This window comes from Corallococcus sp. NCSPR001 (assembly GCF_017309135.1).
In the GTDB taxonomy this organism is placed as follows: domain Bacteria; phylum Myxococcota; class Myxococcia; order Myxococcales; family Myxococcaceae; genus Corallococcus.
In genome coordinates this window covers 6,147,254-6,162,126 of the sequence record NZ_JAFIMS010000002.1, presented here as the reverse complement: position 1 = coordinate 6,162,126, position 14,873 = coordinate 6,147,254, and the positions used below count along the sequence as shown (strand labels likewise).

The 14,873-nt window shown below is 70.5% G+C and carries 15 protein-coding genes; 9 read left to right on the top strand and 6 right to left on the bottom strand.

The features are described from left to right. Positions 1–12: 12 nt before the first annotated feature. Positions 13–1,632, bottom strand: coding sequence for an alkaline phosphatase family protein (locus tag JYJ93_RS26580; RefSeq protein ID WP_206796311.1), 1,620 nt, complete (start codon positions 1,630–1,632; stop codon positions 13–15). Positions 1,633–1,725: 93 nt separating this feature from the next. On the opposite strand from JYJ93_RS26580, the gene JYJ93_RS26575 reads away from it, so the two are divergent. The 4 genes from JYJ93_RS26575 (at position 1,726) to JYJ93_RS26560 (ending at position 4,224) form a co-directional block, all read left to right on the top strand. Beyond that, positions 1,726–2,136, top strand: coding sequence for a thioesterase family protein (locus tag JYJ93_RS26575; protein ID WP_206796309.1), 411 nt, complete (start codon positions 1,726–1,728; stop codon positions 2,134–2,136). A 41-nt stretch (positions 2,137–2,177) separates the two neighbouring features. Next, positions 2,178–3,143 (top strand): class II fructose-bisphosphatase, encoded by a 966-nt coding sequence (gene glpX, locus JYJ93_RS26570; RefSeq protein ID WP_206796307.1) that lies wholly within the window; start codon positions 2,178–2,180, stop codon positions 3,141–3,143. A 43-nt stretch (positions 3,144–3,186) separates the two neighbouring features. Further along, on the top strand, positions 3,187–3,612 hold the full coding sequence (locus JYJ93_RS26565) for an SRPBCC family protein (RefSeq protein ID WP_206796296.1): 426 nt from the start codon (positions 3,187–3,189) through the stop codon (positions 3,610–3,612). Between the two features lie 432 nt (positions 3,613–4,044). After that, positions 4,045–4,224, top strand: a complete 180-nt coding sequence (locus tag JYJ93_RS26560; protein WP_043321424.1) for a hypothetical protein — start codon at positions 4,045–4,047, stop codon at positions 4,222–4,224. A gap of 106 nt (positions 4,225–4,330) precedes the next feature. Here JYJ93_RS26560 and JYJ93_RS26555 read toward each other — a convergent pair whose 3' ends face one another. Then, positions 4,331–5,419 carry an ADP-ribosylglycohydrolase family protein gene (locus tag JYJ93_RS26555; RefSeq protein WP_206796294.1) on the bottom strand — a complete coding sequence of 363 codons (1,089 nt, stop codon included), beginning with the start codon at positions 5,417–5,419 and terminating at the stop codon, positions 4,331–4,333. An 80-nt stretch (positions 5,420–5,499) separates the two neighbouring features. Here JYJ93_RS26555 and eno point away from each other — a divergent pair, with 80 nt between their 5' ends. Genes eno through JYJ93_RS26540 form a run of 3 tightly spaced genes read left to right on the top strand, consistent with a single transcriptional unit; the run spans position 5,500 to position 8,518 of the window. Next, the gene (eno, locus tag JYJ93_RS26550) at positions 5,500–6,798 is read left to right on the top strand and encodes a phosphopyruvate hydratase (RefSeq protein WP_206796292.1); all 1,299 of its coding nucleotides are present in this window, start codon (positions 5,500–5,502) and stop codon (positions 6,796–6,798) included. A 2-nt stretch (positions 6,799–6,800) separates the two neighbouring features. Then, positions 6,801–7,592, top strand: a complete 792-nt coding sequence (surE, locus tag JYJ93_RS26545) for a 5'/3'-nucleotidase SurE (protein ID WP_206796290.1) — start codon at positions 6,801–6,803, stop codon at positions 7,590–7,592. Between the two features lie 44 nt (positions 7,593–7,636). After that, the gene (locus JYJ93_RS26540; RefSeq protein ID WP_269012393.1) at positions 7,637–8,518 is read left to right on the top strand and encodes a M23 family metallopeptidase; all 882 of its coding nucleotides are present in this window, start codon (positions 7,637–7,639) and stop codon (positions 8,516–8,518) included. A 28-nt stretch (positions 8,519–8,546) separates the two neighbouring features. Here the strand turns inward: JYJ93_RS26540 and JYJ93_RS26535 are convergent, their stop codons facing one another. From JYJ93_RS26535 to JYJ93_RS26520, 4 genes are all read right to left on the bottom strand, one after another. Next, on the bottom strand, positions 8,547–9,179 hold the full coding sequence (locus JYJ93_RS26535; RefSeq protein WP_206796286.1) for a CHRD domain-containing protein: 633 nt from the start codon (positions 9,177–9,179) through the stop codon (positions 8,547–8,549). 108 nt (positions 9,180–9,287) lie between these two features. Beyond that, on the bottom strand, positions 9,288–10,172 hold the full coding sequence (locus JYJ93_RS26530) for a LysR family transcriptional regulator (RefSeq protein ID WP_206796285.1): 885 nt from the start codon (positions 10,170–10,172) through the stop codon (positions 9,288–9,290). A 142-nt stretch (positions 10,173–10,314) separates the two neighbouring features. Then, positions 10,315–11,325: a 2-dehydropantoate 2-reductase gene (locus tag JYJ93_RS26525; protein WP_206796283.1), complete on the bottom strand. Its 1,011-nt coding sequence runs from the start codon at positions 11,323–11,325 to the stop codon at positions 10,315–10,317. Then, positions 11,322–12,842 carry an acyl--CoA ligase gene (locus tag JYJ93_RS26520; RefSeq protein WP_242543937.1) on the bottom strand — a complete coding sequence of 507 codons (1,521 nt, stop codon included), beginning with the start codon at positions 12,840–12,842 and terminating at the stop codon, positions 11,322–11,324. The genes JYJ93_RS26525 and JYJ93_RS26520 overlap by 4 nt, the downstream gene beginning before the upstream one ends. Before the next feature lie 149 nt (positions 12,843–12,991). Between JYJ93_RS26520 and JYJ93_RS26515 the strand changes: the two genes are divergently transcribed. Both JYJ93_RS26515 and JYJ93_RS26510 read left to right on the top strand, forming a co-directional pair. Next, positions 12,992–13,768, top strand: coding sequence for an SDR family oxidoreductase (locus JYJ93_RS26515; protein ID WP_206796279.1), 777 nt, complete (start codon positions 12,992–12,994; stop codon positions 13,766–13,768). A gap of 69 nt (positions 13,769–13,837) precedes the next feature. Then, complete coding sequence (locus tag JYJ93_RS26510) at positions 13,838–14,869, top strand: hypothetical protein (protein ID WP_269012394.1); 1,032 nt, start codon at positions 13,838–13,840, stop codon at positions 14,867–14,869. The last annotated feature ends 4 nt before the right edge of the window (positions 14,870–14,873 follow it).

Below are 14,873 nucleotides of genomic sequence, written 5' to 3'. Positions count from 1 at the left end.
CGGTGAGGGGGCTCACCGCGCGCCGGTGAGCGCCTCCACGCGAGGCTTGCCCTCCGCCGACGCGGGCATCCCCATCTCCAGCAGCGCGGACAGGGTCGGGGCCACGTCCACGGGGTTGATCTCCTCCAGGTACAGCCCCGGCTTCACGCCCTTGCCAGCGAACACCACGGGCACCTGCGTGTCATACGAGTACGGCGTGCCGTGGTTCGTGCCGCGCGGGTAGTCGCTGACGACCTGGAACGGCTTCGCCATGAACAGCACGTCACCGCTGCGCACCGGGTAGTAGCCACGGCGCATCGCCGCCATGAGCCCGCCCTCATCCGGTGCCGTGTCCAGGTCGTCCTTGGCCACCGCCCACACGGCATAGGGCTGCTTCGCCAGCCACGCCGCCGCCGCGCGCCGCACCGCCACCGCGTCCACCTGGCCGGACTCCAGCGCCTTGCCGCCCAGGTACACGTCCAGCTCCAGCAGCTTCACCGTGACGTCCACGTTGAACTTCGCCTTCAGCTCCTGCGCCAGCCCCTTCGCCGCCTCCACCGGGTTGAGCCGCGCCGCCGGCACGCCCGCCTGCGCCCACGCCTCCGGGATCTCCGCGCCGCCGTGGTCCGCCGACAGCGCGATGACCAGGTTCGCCTTGCCCCCCGCCGCGCGCTCGGCCGCGGCGATGAGCTCTCCCATCGCCACGTCCAGCCGCAGCATCGTGTCCTGCATCTCCCACGAGTACGGCCCGAACGCGTGGAACACCGCGTCCGTGCCGCTGAAGCTCACCGCGAGGATGTCCGGCACGTCGTCCTTGCCCAGGCCCTCGCCCTCCAGCGCCGCCTTCGCCGCCTGCACCAGCAGGTCATGCGAGTACCCCGACACCGCGAACGCCCGGTACGACGCCGGCCCGGGGGCCTGCTGCCCGCCCTTCAGCGCATGGGGAAAGACGCGCCCCATGCCGTAGGCCTCCGGCTCCATGGGGCGGTCGTCCTCGCCGATGTACTCGGCGCGCGGACGCAAGAGCTCCCACGTCTTGCTGAACGCCGCGTCCGGCAGCTTGCGCGCGTTGAACGCCTGCATCCACGCGGGCTCCGCCTTCGCGTACCAGGTGCTCGTCACCATCCGCCCCGTCGCCTCGTCGAACCACCAGGCCTGGCCCTGGCGCCCGGCCAGCGGGATGGCCGCCCGCGACTTGTACGACAGCGCCACCACCTTGCCCCGGCCCTGCGTGGACACGCGCAGCCGGTCCGCCAGCGTCTCCGCCATCAGGTTCACCGGGCTGGTGTCCGACCCCGCGGGCGTCTCCCCGTTCAGCACCGGGTGCGTCGGGTCCGTGTAGACCTGGACCGCCTGCCCGGCCGCGCGGTCGTAGATGTCGTTGTCCACGATGCCGTGGCGCCAGGGGTTCGCGCCCGTGGCCAGCGTCGCGTGCCCCGGCGCCGTCCGGGCCTCCGCGTAGGCGTACCGGGCGTAGGGGTAGTACGCGCCCGTGGAGAGCAGCCGGCCCAGGCCCCCCGTGAGGCGCGGACGGTTTCTGAGCAGGACGTCGCTGCCCATGGCGTCCACGCTGATGAATAGCGTGAGCTTCGGGGCCTTGGCGGAGGCGGGCAGGGCGAACAGGACGAGGAGGGCGGCAATCAGGCGCGACATGGTGCGGCAGCCTCTCCGGCCGGATGAACAGAAGCAACCAACATGCGCGCCCACCGCTTGGACACGTCACCCCGCCCTGATATGGGCGCCTCAATGGTCGAGGCACGGCTGCGCGTCATCTACGGCGACACGGATCAGATGGGGGTCGTCTACTACGCGAACTACTTCCGCTACTTCGAGTTCGCCCGCAGCGAGTTCTTCCGCGCCCACGGAGGCAGCTACCGCGAACTGGAGAGCACCGGGCTGCTCCTGCCCGTGGTGGAGGCCAGCGCCCATTACAAGGCGTCCGCGCGCTACGACGACATGCTCCTCATCCGCACCACCCTGGGAGAGTTGCGCCGCGCGTCACTCGTGTTCACCTACCAGCTGCTGCGCGACGGTGACTCCCCCACGCTCCTGTGCACCGGCCGCACCCTGCACGCCTGCGTGGGGCGCGACGGCAAACCGCAGCGGCTGCCCGAAGCCATCGCCCGCCTGAAGTCCGCGGACGACTCCGACATCTGACTTTTTCCCTTCCCGAATTCCCGAACGAGGAGCACCCGACAATGGATCGCAACCTGGCAATGGAGGTCGTGCGCGTCACCGAGATGGCGGCCATCGCCTCCGCCCGGCTCATGGGCCGCGGCAACAAGGACGAGTCCGACCAGGCCGCCGTGGACGCGATGCGCCGCGCCTTCGACGCGCTGAACATCGACGGCACGGTCGTCATCGGTGAGGGCGAGCGCGACGAGGCGCCCATGCTCTACATCGGTGAGCGCGTGGGCGCCCGCGCCGCTGGCGCCCCCGAGGTGGACATCGCCCTGGACCCGCTGGAGGGCACCAACCTGTGCGCCTACGGCCGCCCGGGCTCCATCTCCGTCGTGGCCATGTCCAGCCACGGCGGCCTGCTCAACGCGCCCGACACGTACATGGAGAAGATCGCCGTGGGCCCGCGCGCCAGGGGCGCCATCGACCTGACGAAGTCCCCCACGGAGAACCTGCGCTCCATCGCGGAGCGCATGAAGCTCTACGTGGAGGACCTCACGGTCATGATTTTGGACCGCGAGCGCCACGCCGACCTCATCAAGGAGGTCCGCGCCGCGGGCGCGCGCGTGCGCCTCATCGAGGACGGTGACGTGGCGGGCGCCATCGCCACCTGCTTCGAGGGCTCCGGCGTGGACGTGCTCATGGGCATCGGCGGCGCGCCCGAAGGCGTCATCGCCGCGGCCGCCATTCGCGCCACCGGTGGTGACATGCAGGGGCGGCTGGTGCCTCGCAACCAGGGCGAAATCGAGCGCGCCAAGAAGATGGGCATCACCGACATCCACAAGATCTACGCCGCGGAGGAGCTGGCCCGCGGCGAGGTGATGTTCGCGGCCACGGGCGTGACGAGCGGCGACTTCCTCAAGGGCGTGCGCTTCTTCGGCGGCGGCTGTGAGACGCACTCCGTCGTCATGCGCAGCAAGACGGGCACCGTCCGCTTCATCCAGTCCGTCCACAAGTTCGACAAGAAGCCGGGCTACGCGCCGTAAGCTGTCCGTCAGCCTCGTCCCTCACTCCACCGGAGACACCGCCATGGCCGGCGCCACGCGCACCATCACCATCAACGCTCCCGTCGAGAAGGTCTTCGACATCATCACGAACTACGACCGCTACGCGGAGTTCCTCCCGGAGGTGAAGAAGGTCTCCACCTCCCAGCGCCAGGGGAACACCGTCCAGGTGCACTACGAGGTCGATGTGGTGAAGCGCATCAAGTACACCATCCGCGTCACCGAGGAGCGCCCCAAGCGCATGTCCTGGACCTTCGTCGAGGGCGAGGTGATGAAGGACAACAAGGGCAGCTGGACGCTGGAGCCCGAGGGCGAAGGCAAGACGCGCGCGACCTACAACGTGGAGATGGCCCTGGGCGCCCTCATCCCCAAGGCCATCATCAACACCCTGACGGAGACCCAGCTCCCCAAGATGCTGGAGGCCTTCAAGCGCCGCGCGGAAGCGGCCTGACGGCCTGCGTCGGCGCCTTTCGTCGACGGCCTTCGTCACCGCTGACGTTCCGCGTCAGGTCTCCGCCCGCCTGCCTGTCATCCCGTACGGTCCGTGCCGTGCAAGGGAGCAGGAGGGCGGGCGGGCCCTTTTCGGCTGGAGCCGTGCCACGCAGGGGGAGGGGGGCCACCTGAAATGAGTCGTGTTGCGGCGCGCGGCGGGCGCATTAGGATCAGGCGAATTTTGAACGTCCACGGATGCTTCCCTGACATCCGTGGCACGGTGGCTCTGCCCCGGATGTCGGGAGCTGGACGAGCAGCCATGCGGAATCAGGGGTCCGTTCCTACAAAGAAACCGGGGTTCTTAATTTGCATCAAAGAGATGTGGAAGTGGTAAGGGGGCGGGACGGCGGGCGTACATCGGGGTACGTAGGCTGAGGGAGAAACCGAACCCATGCTCGACGCGTTCATCATTGAAGAAATCAAGCGCCGCGAGCGGCTCCGCCGCGAGGATTACGAGCGGCCGGTGGTGGAGCTCCCACTGCCTGCACCCGATGACCGTCCCCACCGGAGGACGGACACCGAGGAAGAGAAGCCGTCACGAGGCGTCGTCGTCATCGACCTGCTCGGCTGATGACCCCATCCCACCCGTGGCCCCGGAGCCACGGCGTGTCCTCAAGCCCGCGGCCGGGCCGTCCCTTCCCGGACGACCCCCGCGGGCTTCGCATTTGCGGGCCTCTTCACCCCGGGGCCAGCAGCAGCAGGTGCCGGGGGTGGTACACCTCCCACAGCACCGTTCCCTTCTGGAGGGGGTTGTAGGGCTGGAGGGCCAGCAGGACCTTCTGGCGCCACTCCTCCGGCAGCGCGCCCTCGCCGTGGAAGGCGCCCACCAGCGCCCCGGTGACGGCGCCGTGGACCTCCGTGTCGCCGCCCCGGTGGACGACGTCCAGGAGCGCCGCTTCGGCGGTGGGGACGTGCAGCAGCTCCCAGAAGGCCAGCCGGAACGCTGCACGCACCGCGTTATTGCCGGGCCGGTGCATGTGCAGCTCCGGGCCGTAGAGCTGCGGGTCGTCCTGGGCCGCCAGGGTCAGGTCCTCGCGCAGGAGCTTCGCGGCGAAGGCCACCTCCTGGACGTAGTCCTTCTCCTGCTTCCCCAAGGCGGCGGCGGCCAGGGAGATGCCCACCTCCGCGGCGGGCAGCAGGTCCGCGGCCTTCAGGTTCGGTCCGCCCGTCACCGCCTTGGCGATGGCGGCGCACAGCCCGGCGCCGGCCAGCTGGCTGCGCGGGTCGAAGTGGGTGAGGGCGGTGTCCTCCAGCGACGCCTTCGCCAGGGCGAAGGCGTCCCTCGCCAGGTGCACGCCCAGGGGCACCACGCGCGGCAGGGCGCCCGCGGGGGCCATCCGCCGGAGGTTCTTCTGCCACACGCGCTTGCCGGAGTCCTTCACCACGGGCGGGAGGCTCGCGTCGCACTCCTGGAACAGCTCCTTCATGGGCTCGCTGACGGCGAAGGCGTGCGACTGCCAGGCCCGGTAGCGCTTGAGGGCGTCCCCCGCGTCGTAGCGCTTCATGTCCCGCAGGCTGAGGGCCAGCGCCACCGCGAGCTGGGTGGGCTCCGTCACCTGTCCCTTGCGCAGGTCGTGCGGACCGCCCCCGTGCATGCCCTGGTACGGCCCCTCGGCGAGCTGGGGGAAGGCCGGTGCGTAGAAGGGCCTCCCCGCGGTGGGGACGGCCAGGGCATTGCCGATGGCGAGGCCCAGGAGGGCGCCCCGGGCGCGCTGCCCGGGGAGCGGGTCGGGGCCCGTGGCGCGACGCTTGGGAGGAGGAGGCATTCGGCGGCTGGACACTGTAGCAGGCAGCCAGTGCGAGCGTGCTTGCCCGTTCCGCCCGTGCTTCGTACAACCGGCGCCCTATGACCGAGATCGCTCAAATCCTGGCGCGTGAAGTGCTCGATTCCCGTGGCAACCCGACCGTGGAGGCCGAAGTGCTCCTCGTGGGCGGCTCGCGTGGCCGCGCGACGGTGCCCTCCGGCGCCTCCACCGGCGAGCACGAGGCGCACGAGCTGCGTGACGGCGACAAGGGCCGCTACCTGGGCAAGGGCGTGAAGAAGGCCGTGGACCACGTGCGCGACACCATCGGGCCGGCGCTCATCGGCATGGACGCCGTGGACCAGGTGGCCGTGGACCAGCGGATGATTGAGCTGGACGGCACGTCCACCAAGTCCAAGCTGGGCGCCAACTCCATCCTCGCCGTCTCCATGGCCACCGCGCGCGCCGCGGCGGACGCGCACGGCCTGCCGCTGTACCGCTACGTGGGCGGCCTGCAGGCGCGCACGCTGCCCGTGCCGCTGATGAACATCCTCAACGGCGGCGCGCACGCGGACACCCGCGTGGACGTGCAGGAGTTCATGGTGGTGCCCGCCGGCGCCAAGACGTTCGCCGAAGGCCTGCGCTGGGGCGCGGAGGTGTTCCACGCGCTCAAGAAGATCCTCAAGGGCCGCAAGCTGGCCACGGGCGTGGGCGACGAGGGCGGCTACGCCCCGGACCTGCCGGCCAACGAGGAGGCGCTCAAGCTCATCATGGAGGCCATCGACGCCGCGGGCTTCAAGGCGGGCGAGCAGCTCTTCCTGGCGCTGGACGTGGCCGCGAGCGAGTTCTTCGACAAGGGCTCCAAGAAGTACAAGCTCAAGGGCGAGGGCAAGGAGTACGACTCGCAGGGCCTCCTGGAGTACTACCGGGGCCTCACCCAGAAGTACCCCATCATCTCCATTGAAGACGGCATGGCGGAGGATGACTGGGAGGGGTGGAAGAAGCTCACCGACGCGCTGGGTGACAAGGTGCAGCTGGTGGGCGACGACCTCTTCGTCACCAACGTGGAGCGCCTGTCCAGGGGCATCGAGACGGGCACGGCGAACTCCATCCTGGTGAAGGTGAACCAGATTGGTTCGCTCACGGAGACGTTCGACGCGGTGCGCATGGCGCACAAGGCGGGCATGACGTCCATCATGAGCCACCGCTCCGGCGAGTCCGAGGACACCACCATCGCGGACCTGGCGGTGGCGCTGGACTGCGGGCAGATCAAGACGGGCTCGGCGTCGCGCTCGGACCGCGTGGCCAAGTACAACCAGCTGCTGCGCATCGAAGAGGAGCTGGGCGCCGGTGCGCGGTACGCGGGCCGCACCGCCTTCCGCTCGCTCGCGAAGAAGCAGTGACCGTGAGCACTTCGCGCCCCCGCATCCTCGTCTCCAACGACGACGGCTACTTCTCCGAAGGGCTGCAGACGTTGGTGGAGGCGGTGAGTCCCCTGGGCGAGGTGTGGGTGGTGGCGCCTGACCGCGAGCAGAGCGCCGCCTCCCATGCCATCAGCCTGCACCGGCCGCTGCGCATCAAGGAGGTGCGCGAGCGGTGGTTCGCCGTGGACGGCACCCCCACGGATTGCTCGTATCTGGCGGTGAACCACCTGCTGAAGGACAATCGTCCCCAGCTCATGGTCTCCGGCATCAATCACGGCGCGAACCTGGCGGACGACGTCACGTACTCCGGGACGGTGGCGGCGGCCATGGAGGCCGCGTTCCTGGGCATCCCGGCCATCGCGTTCAGTCTGGTGTCGCGGGGGCCGTTCGACTTCGGGCCGGCGGGCCGCTTCGCGCGGGCGCTGGTGACGGAGGCGCTGTCGCGGCCCCTGCCGCCCCGGATGCTCCTCAACGTGAACATCCCGGGGGGCGTGGAGCCGGACGGCTACGTCATCACGAAGCAGGGGCGGCACTCCTACGGCAACAAGGTCGTGGAGAAGGAGGACCCGCGCGGCCGCAAGTACTACTGGATTGGCGGCACGGAGTACGCGCACGACGACATCCCGGGCAGCGACTGCAACACCGTCATCGACGAGAAGCGCGTGTCGGTGACGCCGCTGCACTTCGAGATGACCGACCACGGTCGCATCCCCGAACTCTCCGGGTGGAACCTGCAGGGCTTCCAGCGGCGCGGTCCGGGCGGCGGTGCCTGAGGTTGGGGCCGGGCGGCTCCAGCCGAGCGGGCAGGGCGCTCTGGGTGTTGCTCGCGGCCGCGCTGTTCAGCGGCTGCGTGGGCACCCAGGCCGCCTCCTCCTCCCAACTGGACACGGCGGGCGTGGGGCCCGAGTCGACGAGCAACGGCAAGCCGCTGTCCTTCGCGCTGAGGCCCTCGCACGAGGAGCCGGAGCTGGTGGCGGTGCGCCACCGCGTGGCGGCGGGCGAGACGATGTACCGCATCGCCAAGACGTACGGCATCACGGTGGAGGAGCTGGCCCAGGCCAACGGCATCAAGGATCCGCGTGAGCTGGCGGTGGGCAAGGAGCTGCTGATTCCAGGCAGCGAGCCGCCGAAGTACGGCGACCCAGGGCCGCTGTCCGACGAGGAGCCGGAGCTGGTGCTCTCCAAGCCGGGGCAGGCGCCGGTGTCCACGCCGCGCCGCTCGGTGCCGGCGGTGGCGCGCCGCGAGGAGCCGCGCGCGCGCGTGGTGTCGGGGCGTCCGGGCGCGCCGTCGCGTCCGAGGCTCGCGACGCAGGGGATGCTCGACTGGCCGCTGCGGGGCGTGCTGTACGGCCGCTTTGGCAAGAAGGGCAAGGAGCCGCACGACGGCATCGACCTGGCGGCGCCCGCGGGCACGCCCGTCAAGACGGCGCAGGAGGGCACGGTCCTCTACGCGGGCGAGCAGAAGGGCTACGGCCTCATCGTCATCGTGGAGCACGCGTCGCCGTTGATCACCCTCTACGCGCACAACCGCGACCTGCGCGTGAAGACGGGGCAGAAGGTCCGGCGCGGGCAGGTCATCGCCACGGTGGGCGAGTCCGGCCGCACCTCCGGCCCGCACGTGCACTTCGAGGTGCGCGTGGACGGCAAGCCAGCGGATCCGCTGGAGTACCTGGGCGTCATGCCGTCCGCGAACGACTAGTCTTCGTGCCGCCGGACGTGGGCGGCGCTCAGGGCTGGACGGCGTAGAGCTGCCCGCGCATCTCTCCGTAATAGGTATGGGCCTTGGTGTGCAGGTTGAAATAGAGCACGCCCTTGCGCGCGAGCGACTCGAGCCCGGCCAGCGTCCGCGTCTGGGCCAGGAAGCCCAGCTCCGCCGGACAGCTCTCCGGGAGGCCGGACTTCATGCCCTTCATGTCCTTGATGAAGGTGACGTTCGCGTTGGTCAGCTCCACCGACCAGCGTCCGTTGGCGAGCGTCTTCGTCAGGTTGCCCGACTCGCCGAAATCCACCACCACGGGACCCAGCACGCCCGGCGGGCCGCAGTGGATGTGGAACATGAGGATGTCGGCGGGATTGACGCCGGTCATCTCGACCTCGACGTAGGCCCGGGTCAGGTCCTTGGAGAAGCGCAGCACCCCATGGCCCCGGGACGGCCGCTGTTCCCTCGGCGTCGAGGGCGCGGTGGCCCCAAGGCTCTTCTGCAGGGGCTTGGGCGTCTCGGACTCCTCGCCGGGCTCCTGGGCGGGGCTGAGGAAGGCTTCGTAGACGGTGAAGGTCGTCGCGCCGAGCGCGGGATCCTTGGCATGGGAGGACAGCGCGCCGAGGGTCAGGACGAGGGTCAGGGACAGGGGAATTCGCATGGCGGGCTCCAGCACGACGAGAACGCCTCATGGCGTAGCGTGGACGCCTGCCCTCGCGGATGGCCAGAAGTGGCCACCCGATGACCGTCTTCGGTCCACGAGCGCGCCTCACAGCGGCGCGATGATCCGCCGGATGTGTTCGAGCACCTGCCGGATCTTCGGAAGCTCGCTGAGCGCCTCCGGGACGCTCACGCGCAGCGGCTGCTCACGCCCCACGACGTCCGCGAGCACGGGGACCAGGACCCCCTCCGCCTCGCCCGGGTCCGCCAGGTCCACGCTGGGAATCAACCCGATGCCCTGCCCTGCGAGGCAGCACGCCCGGATGAAATGGATGTCCGTGGAGATGAGGGCGGGTTCCACCTGGAACGCGGGGCCTCGAAGCTGGGGCCACAGGCATGCGTCGCCCCCGGGGCCCTCCCAGGAGAAGAGCTCGTGGCCCCGCAGGGCCTCCACGGAGTCGGGCGCACCGCGCTCACGCAGGTAGGCCTCGGCTGCCCAGAGGCGCTCGCGGACTCGCAGCACCACCTGGGAAATCCAGGGGCCCCGGGGCATGTCCTCCCCGAAGTGCACCGCGAGGTCCACGTTGTCCAGCGGCTCCGCCAGCGGATGGTCGCTGAAGCACGCGTGCACCCGCAGGAGCGGATAGGTGCTCCGCAGCAAGCCGAATAGCGGCGACAGCAGGTGTGGCGGCAGGCCCACCGGCAGCACCACGCGCAGGAGCCCCGCGGGGACCTGCCCGACCTCGCGCAGTGAGGCCACCAGGGCGCGCGTCTCCTGCATCATCAGCCGGCCGCGACGGGCGAGCACCTCGCCTGCCTCCGTCAACACCACGCCCGTCCGGGTGCTCTTGAGCAGGGGCACTCCCGCGCGAGCCTCCAGCGCCTCCACGCGACGCCTGAGCGTCGTCCTCGACACTCCCAGGATGTCCGCCGCGGCCAGGAACGAGCCCGTCTCAGCGACGCCGACAAAGGCACGCAACTCTTCCAGGTCCATGCACGCGACACGTCGGAGCGGACCGTCCAGGCCCGCACCGACGCTCCTTCCGTCGAGCGAGCATCCGCAGGTCGACCCGGGACTTGCAAGATGGGGGGCCCACCTGGACTGGAGTCGAAGCAGGCGCTGGACGGGCTGGGGACTAGGTTTCTCCGGGAGCGGGAGGCGTGGCGCGCGGCGGGTATCCTCCGGCTTGGCGGGCGCGCTCGCGCACCAGGGCGAGGATGTTCTCGCAGGTGGGCATGGGCTTGCCGGTGAGCTGGCCCAACTCCACGACGGCGCCCAGCAGTGCGTCGATCTCCATGGGGCGTCCGCGCTCCAGGTCCTGGAGCATGGACGTCTTGTGTGCGCCGACCTGGGCCGCGCCCTGGATGCGCTGATCCACGTCGATGAGGAAGCGCGTGCCCAGCGTCTCCGCCACGGCCTGGGCCTCCAGCATCATCGTGCGGGCCACGGCGCGCAGGTCCGGCTGGCGGGAGAGGACGTCGAGCGTCGCGCCGGTGAGCGCGGACAGCGGGTTGAACGCGAGGTTGCCCCAGAGCTTCACCCAGATTTCATCGCGGATGCGCGGGCGCACGGGCGACTTGAGCCCGGCCTTCATCATGAGCTGTGACAGGGCCTGCACGCGCGGGCTCTTGCCGCCGTCGGGTTCGCCCAGCGTCACGCGGTCGTTGTACGTGTGCACGATGACGCCGGGCGAGACGACCTCCGCGGCCGGGTACACCACGGTGGCGATGACGCGCTCGGGAGGCAGGGTGCGCAGGATGATGCCGCCGTGGTCCACGCTCTCGACGTGGCGGCCCGCGTACGGGCCTTCGAGTCCGTGGAAGTACCAGTAGGGCACGCCGTTGATGCCGGTGACGAGCGCCGTCTCCGGGCCCAGCAGCCGGGCGATCTGGGGCGCCGCGGCGGGCAGGGCGTGGGCCTTGAGCGTGAGGAAGACGTAGTCCTGCGGGCCCGCGTCGTCGGGCGAGTCCGTGCAATGCGGATGCACGGTGACCGTCTCGCCGCCGCTGGTAAGCGTGACGCCGTGGGCGCGCATCGCGTCCAGGTGGGCGCCTCGCGCGATGAAGGTCACGTCCGCGCCGGCCTGGAGCAGCTTGACGCCCAGGAAGCCGCCGATGGCGCCCGCGCCGAAGATGGCGATCCTCATGACGTGAGCCCCAGCCGCTCCGCGAGCCCGATGCGCTGCACCTTGCCGGTGGGGCCCTTCGGCAGCTCCGTGAAGAAGACGATGCGGCGGGGCACCTTGAAGTCCGCCACGCGTGAGGCCACGAAGTCGCGCAGCTCGCGCTCGGTGGGCGTGTGGCCTTCGCGAAGGACGACGGCGGCGGCCACGTCTTCGCCGAGCTTGGGGTGGGGCAGGGCGAACGTCACGGCCTGCTGCACGGCGGGATGATCCAACAGCACGGTGTCCACCTCCAGCGGGCTCACCTTCTCCCCGCCGCGATTGATCAGCTCCTTCAGCCGTCCGGTGAGCCGCAGGTAGCCCTGCGCGTCGAGCGTCCCCTGGTCGCCCGTGCGGAACCATCCGTGCGTGAAGGCGCGCGCGTTGGCCTCGGGGTTGTTGACGTAGCCGGACATGACGTTTGGGCCGCGGATGACCACTTCGCCCATCACGCCCGGGGGCAGCAGCGCGCCTGCTTCGTCCATGATGGCGACCCGAGGCCCGGCGGCGAGCCCCACCGAACCCGCGTACCGGGGACGCGGCGGCAACGGGTTGGAGGCCATCTGGTGCGCGGCCTCCGTCATGCCGTAGCTCTCGATGACGGGCACGCCGAAGACGCGCTCCAGCTCCGCCATCACCTGCGGCGGCAGCGACGCGGAGGAGGAGCGGATGAAGCGCAGCCGGTGATTCTTCAGGCTGTCCGCGTTGCGGTGGGCTCGCTCCAGCAGCGCCTGATGCATGGTGGGGACGGCGGTGTACCAGGTGGGGCGGGCCTCCTCGAACCAGGAGAAGAAGCGCAGGGCGTTGAAGCCGGGCGTGCACACCACGCGGCCGCCGGCCGTCAGGCTCGACAGCACCGCCGCCACGAGCCCGTGGATGTGGAACAGCGGCATGATGTTGAGGCACGCATCCTCGGGCCCCAGGCCCAGCAGCGCGCCGATGTGCCTCGCGGACGCGCTGAGGTTCGCATGCGTCAGCGGCACCTGCTTGGGCCGCGCCGTCGTGCCCGACGTGTGCAGCACCAGCGCGACGTCGTCCGTGGAGGCGGGGCCGGGACGGCGCGCCGCGCCCGGGAAGGGCTGCCCGGCCACGAGCCTGAAATCCCCCGCGGGCCCCTCCTGCGTCGGACGCAGTTCGATGAGCGGAAGACCGCGTGCGCGCGCAACCTCGCGGGCCGGTCCCTCCGCTCCTTCGAGCACGATGAGGGCCCGGGCCTGGAGGTCGTCCAGGTAGAACGTGAGCTCGTCCGCGCGGTAGGCGGGATTGAGCGGCGCGGTCGTCGTGGCACTCGCCACGGCGAGGAAGGCCGCCGCCATCTCCGGCCCGTTGGGGAGCACCAGCGCGACGCGGTCTCCCTGTCCCAGCCCCCACGCATTCAGTTGCCCACGGACCTTCGTGGTGAGCTCCCGCAGCGCACCGTACGTCATGCCCTGCCTGCCGGGCGCACCGAGCGCTACGTCCTCCGCCCGTCCACGTGCGAGCAGCGCTTCGAGGGTGTCCATCCGCTCCATGCCGGGCTCCACGTCCTCGGGGTCCTCTTCTCCGAATATGGCCGTGGATCCCCAGCGGCAACCGCTTTGTGCGCGGGCTGGGGCCTTCTGCACGCGGGTTCCCACAGTGCTGCTATATCGGCCCGCCGGGAGGCATCACCATGTCGCGGAAAGTGGCGCTCATCACCGGCGCGTCAGCGGGGCTCGGAGTGCAATTCGCGGAGCAGTTCGCGAAGGACGGGCACGACGTCATCCTCGTCGCGCGCGGCGTGGCGAAGCTGGAGGAACTGGCCAGCAGGCTGGAGCAGGCGCACGGGGTGAAGGCGCACGTGCTGCCGGCGGACCTGGGACAGCCCTCCGCGCCCGAGCAGCTCTTCGCGCGCGTGCGGGAGCTGGGGCTCGCGGTGGACTTCCTCGTCAACAACGCGGGGTTCGGCTCATCCGGGCCGTTCCTGGACCAGGACCTGGGGCGCGAGGCGGAGATGGTGGAGGTCAACTGCGCCGCGCTGCTCAAGCTCACGCACCTGTTCGCGCGGCCCATGCGCGAGCGCAAGCAGGGGCGCATCCTCAACATCGCGTCCACCGCGGGCTTCCAGCCGGGGCCGTACATGGCCACGTACTACGCGACGAAGGCGTTCGTGCTGTCGTTCACGGAGGCGCTCGCGGTCGAATTGGAGGGCACGGGCGTGACGGTGACCTGTCACTGTCCGGGCGCCACGAAGACGGAGTTCGCCGGGCGCGCCGGGAACGCGGAGTCCCGCCTGTTCAAGCGGCCGGGCGTCGCGGAGGCGCCCGCGGTCGCGGGCCATGCCTACGCGGCGATGATGAAGGGCCGGGTGGTCTCCATCCACGGCGTGCTCAACTGGCTGGCGGCCTTCTCGGTGCGGGTCAGCCCTCGCGTCGTGGTGCGTTCCATCGCGGCGAAGCTCAACCGGTAGGGCTGAGCGGGCAGGGAAGCGGCCACGGAAGGCCTGGGCGCGGGCCGGGAGGAGGGTAGAGTGTCGGCCGTGTCCCGCCTCTCCCGGCTCTTCATCACGTGCCTCGTATCGCTGGCCTCGCCTGTCTTCGCCCAGGAGCGGGCAGCCGTCACCGAGCCCTCCACCGTGGCGGTCCTGCCCCTGGCGGCCAACGCGGCGGGGAGGGATGCCGCGGAGGGCATCACGTCGCTCATCGCGGGCCGGCTCGCGGAGTCACCCCGGCTGCGCGTGCTGTCCCAGCGGGAGCTCCAACAGCGCGCGGGGGCCGGACGCGAGCAGGCGCTGGTGGGCAACTCCCCGTGTGACAAGGGCGACTGCGTCCAGGAGCTGTCCTCGCTGACGGGCGCGCGCTACGTCCTCACCGGGCGGTTGGATCGCTTCGGGGGGCAGTACCTCCTCGACGCGAGCCTCGTGGACACGCGGGATGGCCGCACGCTGGCCCGGCCGCGCACGGAGGCCTCCGAGGACGGCGAGCTGCTGCGCGCGGTCCTCGCCGTGTCCGACGAGTTGAGCGTCGCGCTGGATTCATCCAGGGAGGTCGTCCCGGCCCGGCCGCTGCTGGGGGGCGCGGTCGCGTCGTCGCCGGGAGGCGGGCTGACGCTGGGGTTGCGCTTCAACAACAGCTTCATCGACAAGGTGTCGTCCCTGAACCCGGGCCTGGACCTGGAGATGGGCTATTGGTTCCACCCGGAATGGCAGGGCTTCGTCCAGGTCGGCTTCACCTGGGTGCATGTGGGCGGCGCCGACGAGGGCGAGCTCAACGTGCTGCCCAGCATCGTGGGGGCGCGGCACTATCACCGCCTGGAGAAGGACCTGCGGCCGTACTGGGGCTTCGGCCTGGGCGTGCAGTTGTCGTTCGGCGACTACGGCATCTTCCAGAGCACGGGCCCGCTGCCGTCCGTGGTGGGGTTCGTGGGGTTGGAGTACCTGCTGGTGGGCCACGTGGGCTTCCAGTTGGAGCTGGGAACGAACATCGCGCAGGCGGTGCTGGGGCTCGCGGACGACGGCGCGGGCGACGGCCTCAACTTCGATGTCAACGCTGGCATCGCGTATCACTTCTGAGTCT

Excerpts from the sequence above, each read along its gene's own strand:
- JYJ93_RS26515 (WP_206796279.1), top strand. The coding sequence starts at position 12,992 with ATGTCGCGGAAAGTGGCGCTCATCACCGGCGCGTCAGCGGGGCTCGGA.
- JYJ93_RS26575 (WP_206796309.1), top strand. The coding sequence starts at position 1,726 with ATGGTCGAGGCACGGCTGCGCGTCATCTACGGCGACACGGATCAGATG.
- JYJ93_RS26530 (WP_206796285.1), bottom strand. The coding sequence starts at position 10,172 with ATGGACCTGGAAGAGTTGCGTGCCTTTGTCGGCGTCGCTGAGACGGGC.
- JYJ93_RS26555 (WP_206796294.1), bottom strand. The coding sequence starts at position 5,419 with ATGCCTCCTCCTCCCAAGCGTCGCGCCACGGGCCCCGACCCGCTCCCC.
- JYJ93_RS26525 (WP_206796283.1), bottom strand. The coding sequence starts at position 11,325 with ATGAGGATCGCCATCTTCGGCGCGGGCGCCATCGGCGGCTTCCTGGGC.
- JYJ93_RS26535 (WP_206796286.1), bottom strand. The coding sequence starts at position 9,179 with ATGCGAATTCCCCTGTCCCTGACCCTCGTCCTGACCCTCGGCGCGCTG.
- JYJ93_RS26565 (WP_206796296.1), top strand. The coding sequence starts at position 3,187 with ATGGCCGGCGCCACGCGCACCATCACCATCAACGCTCCCGTCGAGAAG.
- JYJ93_RS26520 (WP_242543937.1), bottom strand. The coding sequence starts at position 12,842 with ATGGACACCCTCGAAGCGCTGCTCGCACGTGGACGGGCGGAGGACGTA.
- JYJ93_RS26580 (WP_206796311.1), bottom strand. The coding sequence starts at position 1,632 with ATGTCGCGCCTGATTGCCGCCCTCCTCGTCCTGTTCGCCCTGCCCGCC.
- eno (WP_206796292.1), top strand. The coding sequence starts at position 5,500 with ATGACCGAGATCGCTCAAATCCTGGCGCGTGAAGTGCTCGATTCCCGT.
- JYJ93_RS26560 (WP_043321424.1), top strand. The coding sequence starts at position 4,045 with ATGCTCGACGCGTTCATCATTGAAGAAATCAAGCGCCGCGAGCGGCTC.
- glpX (WP_206796307.1), top strand. The coding sequence starts at position 2,178 with ATGGATCGCAACCTGGCAATGGAGGTCGTGCGCGTCACCGAGATGGCG.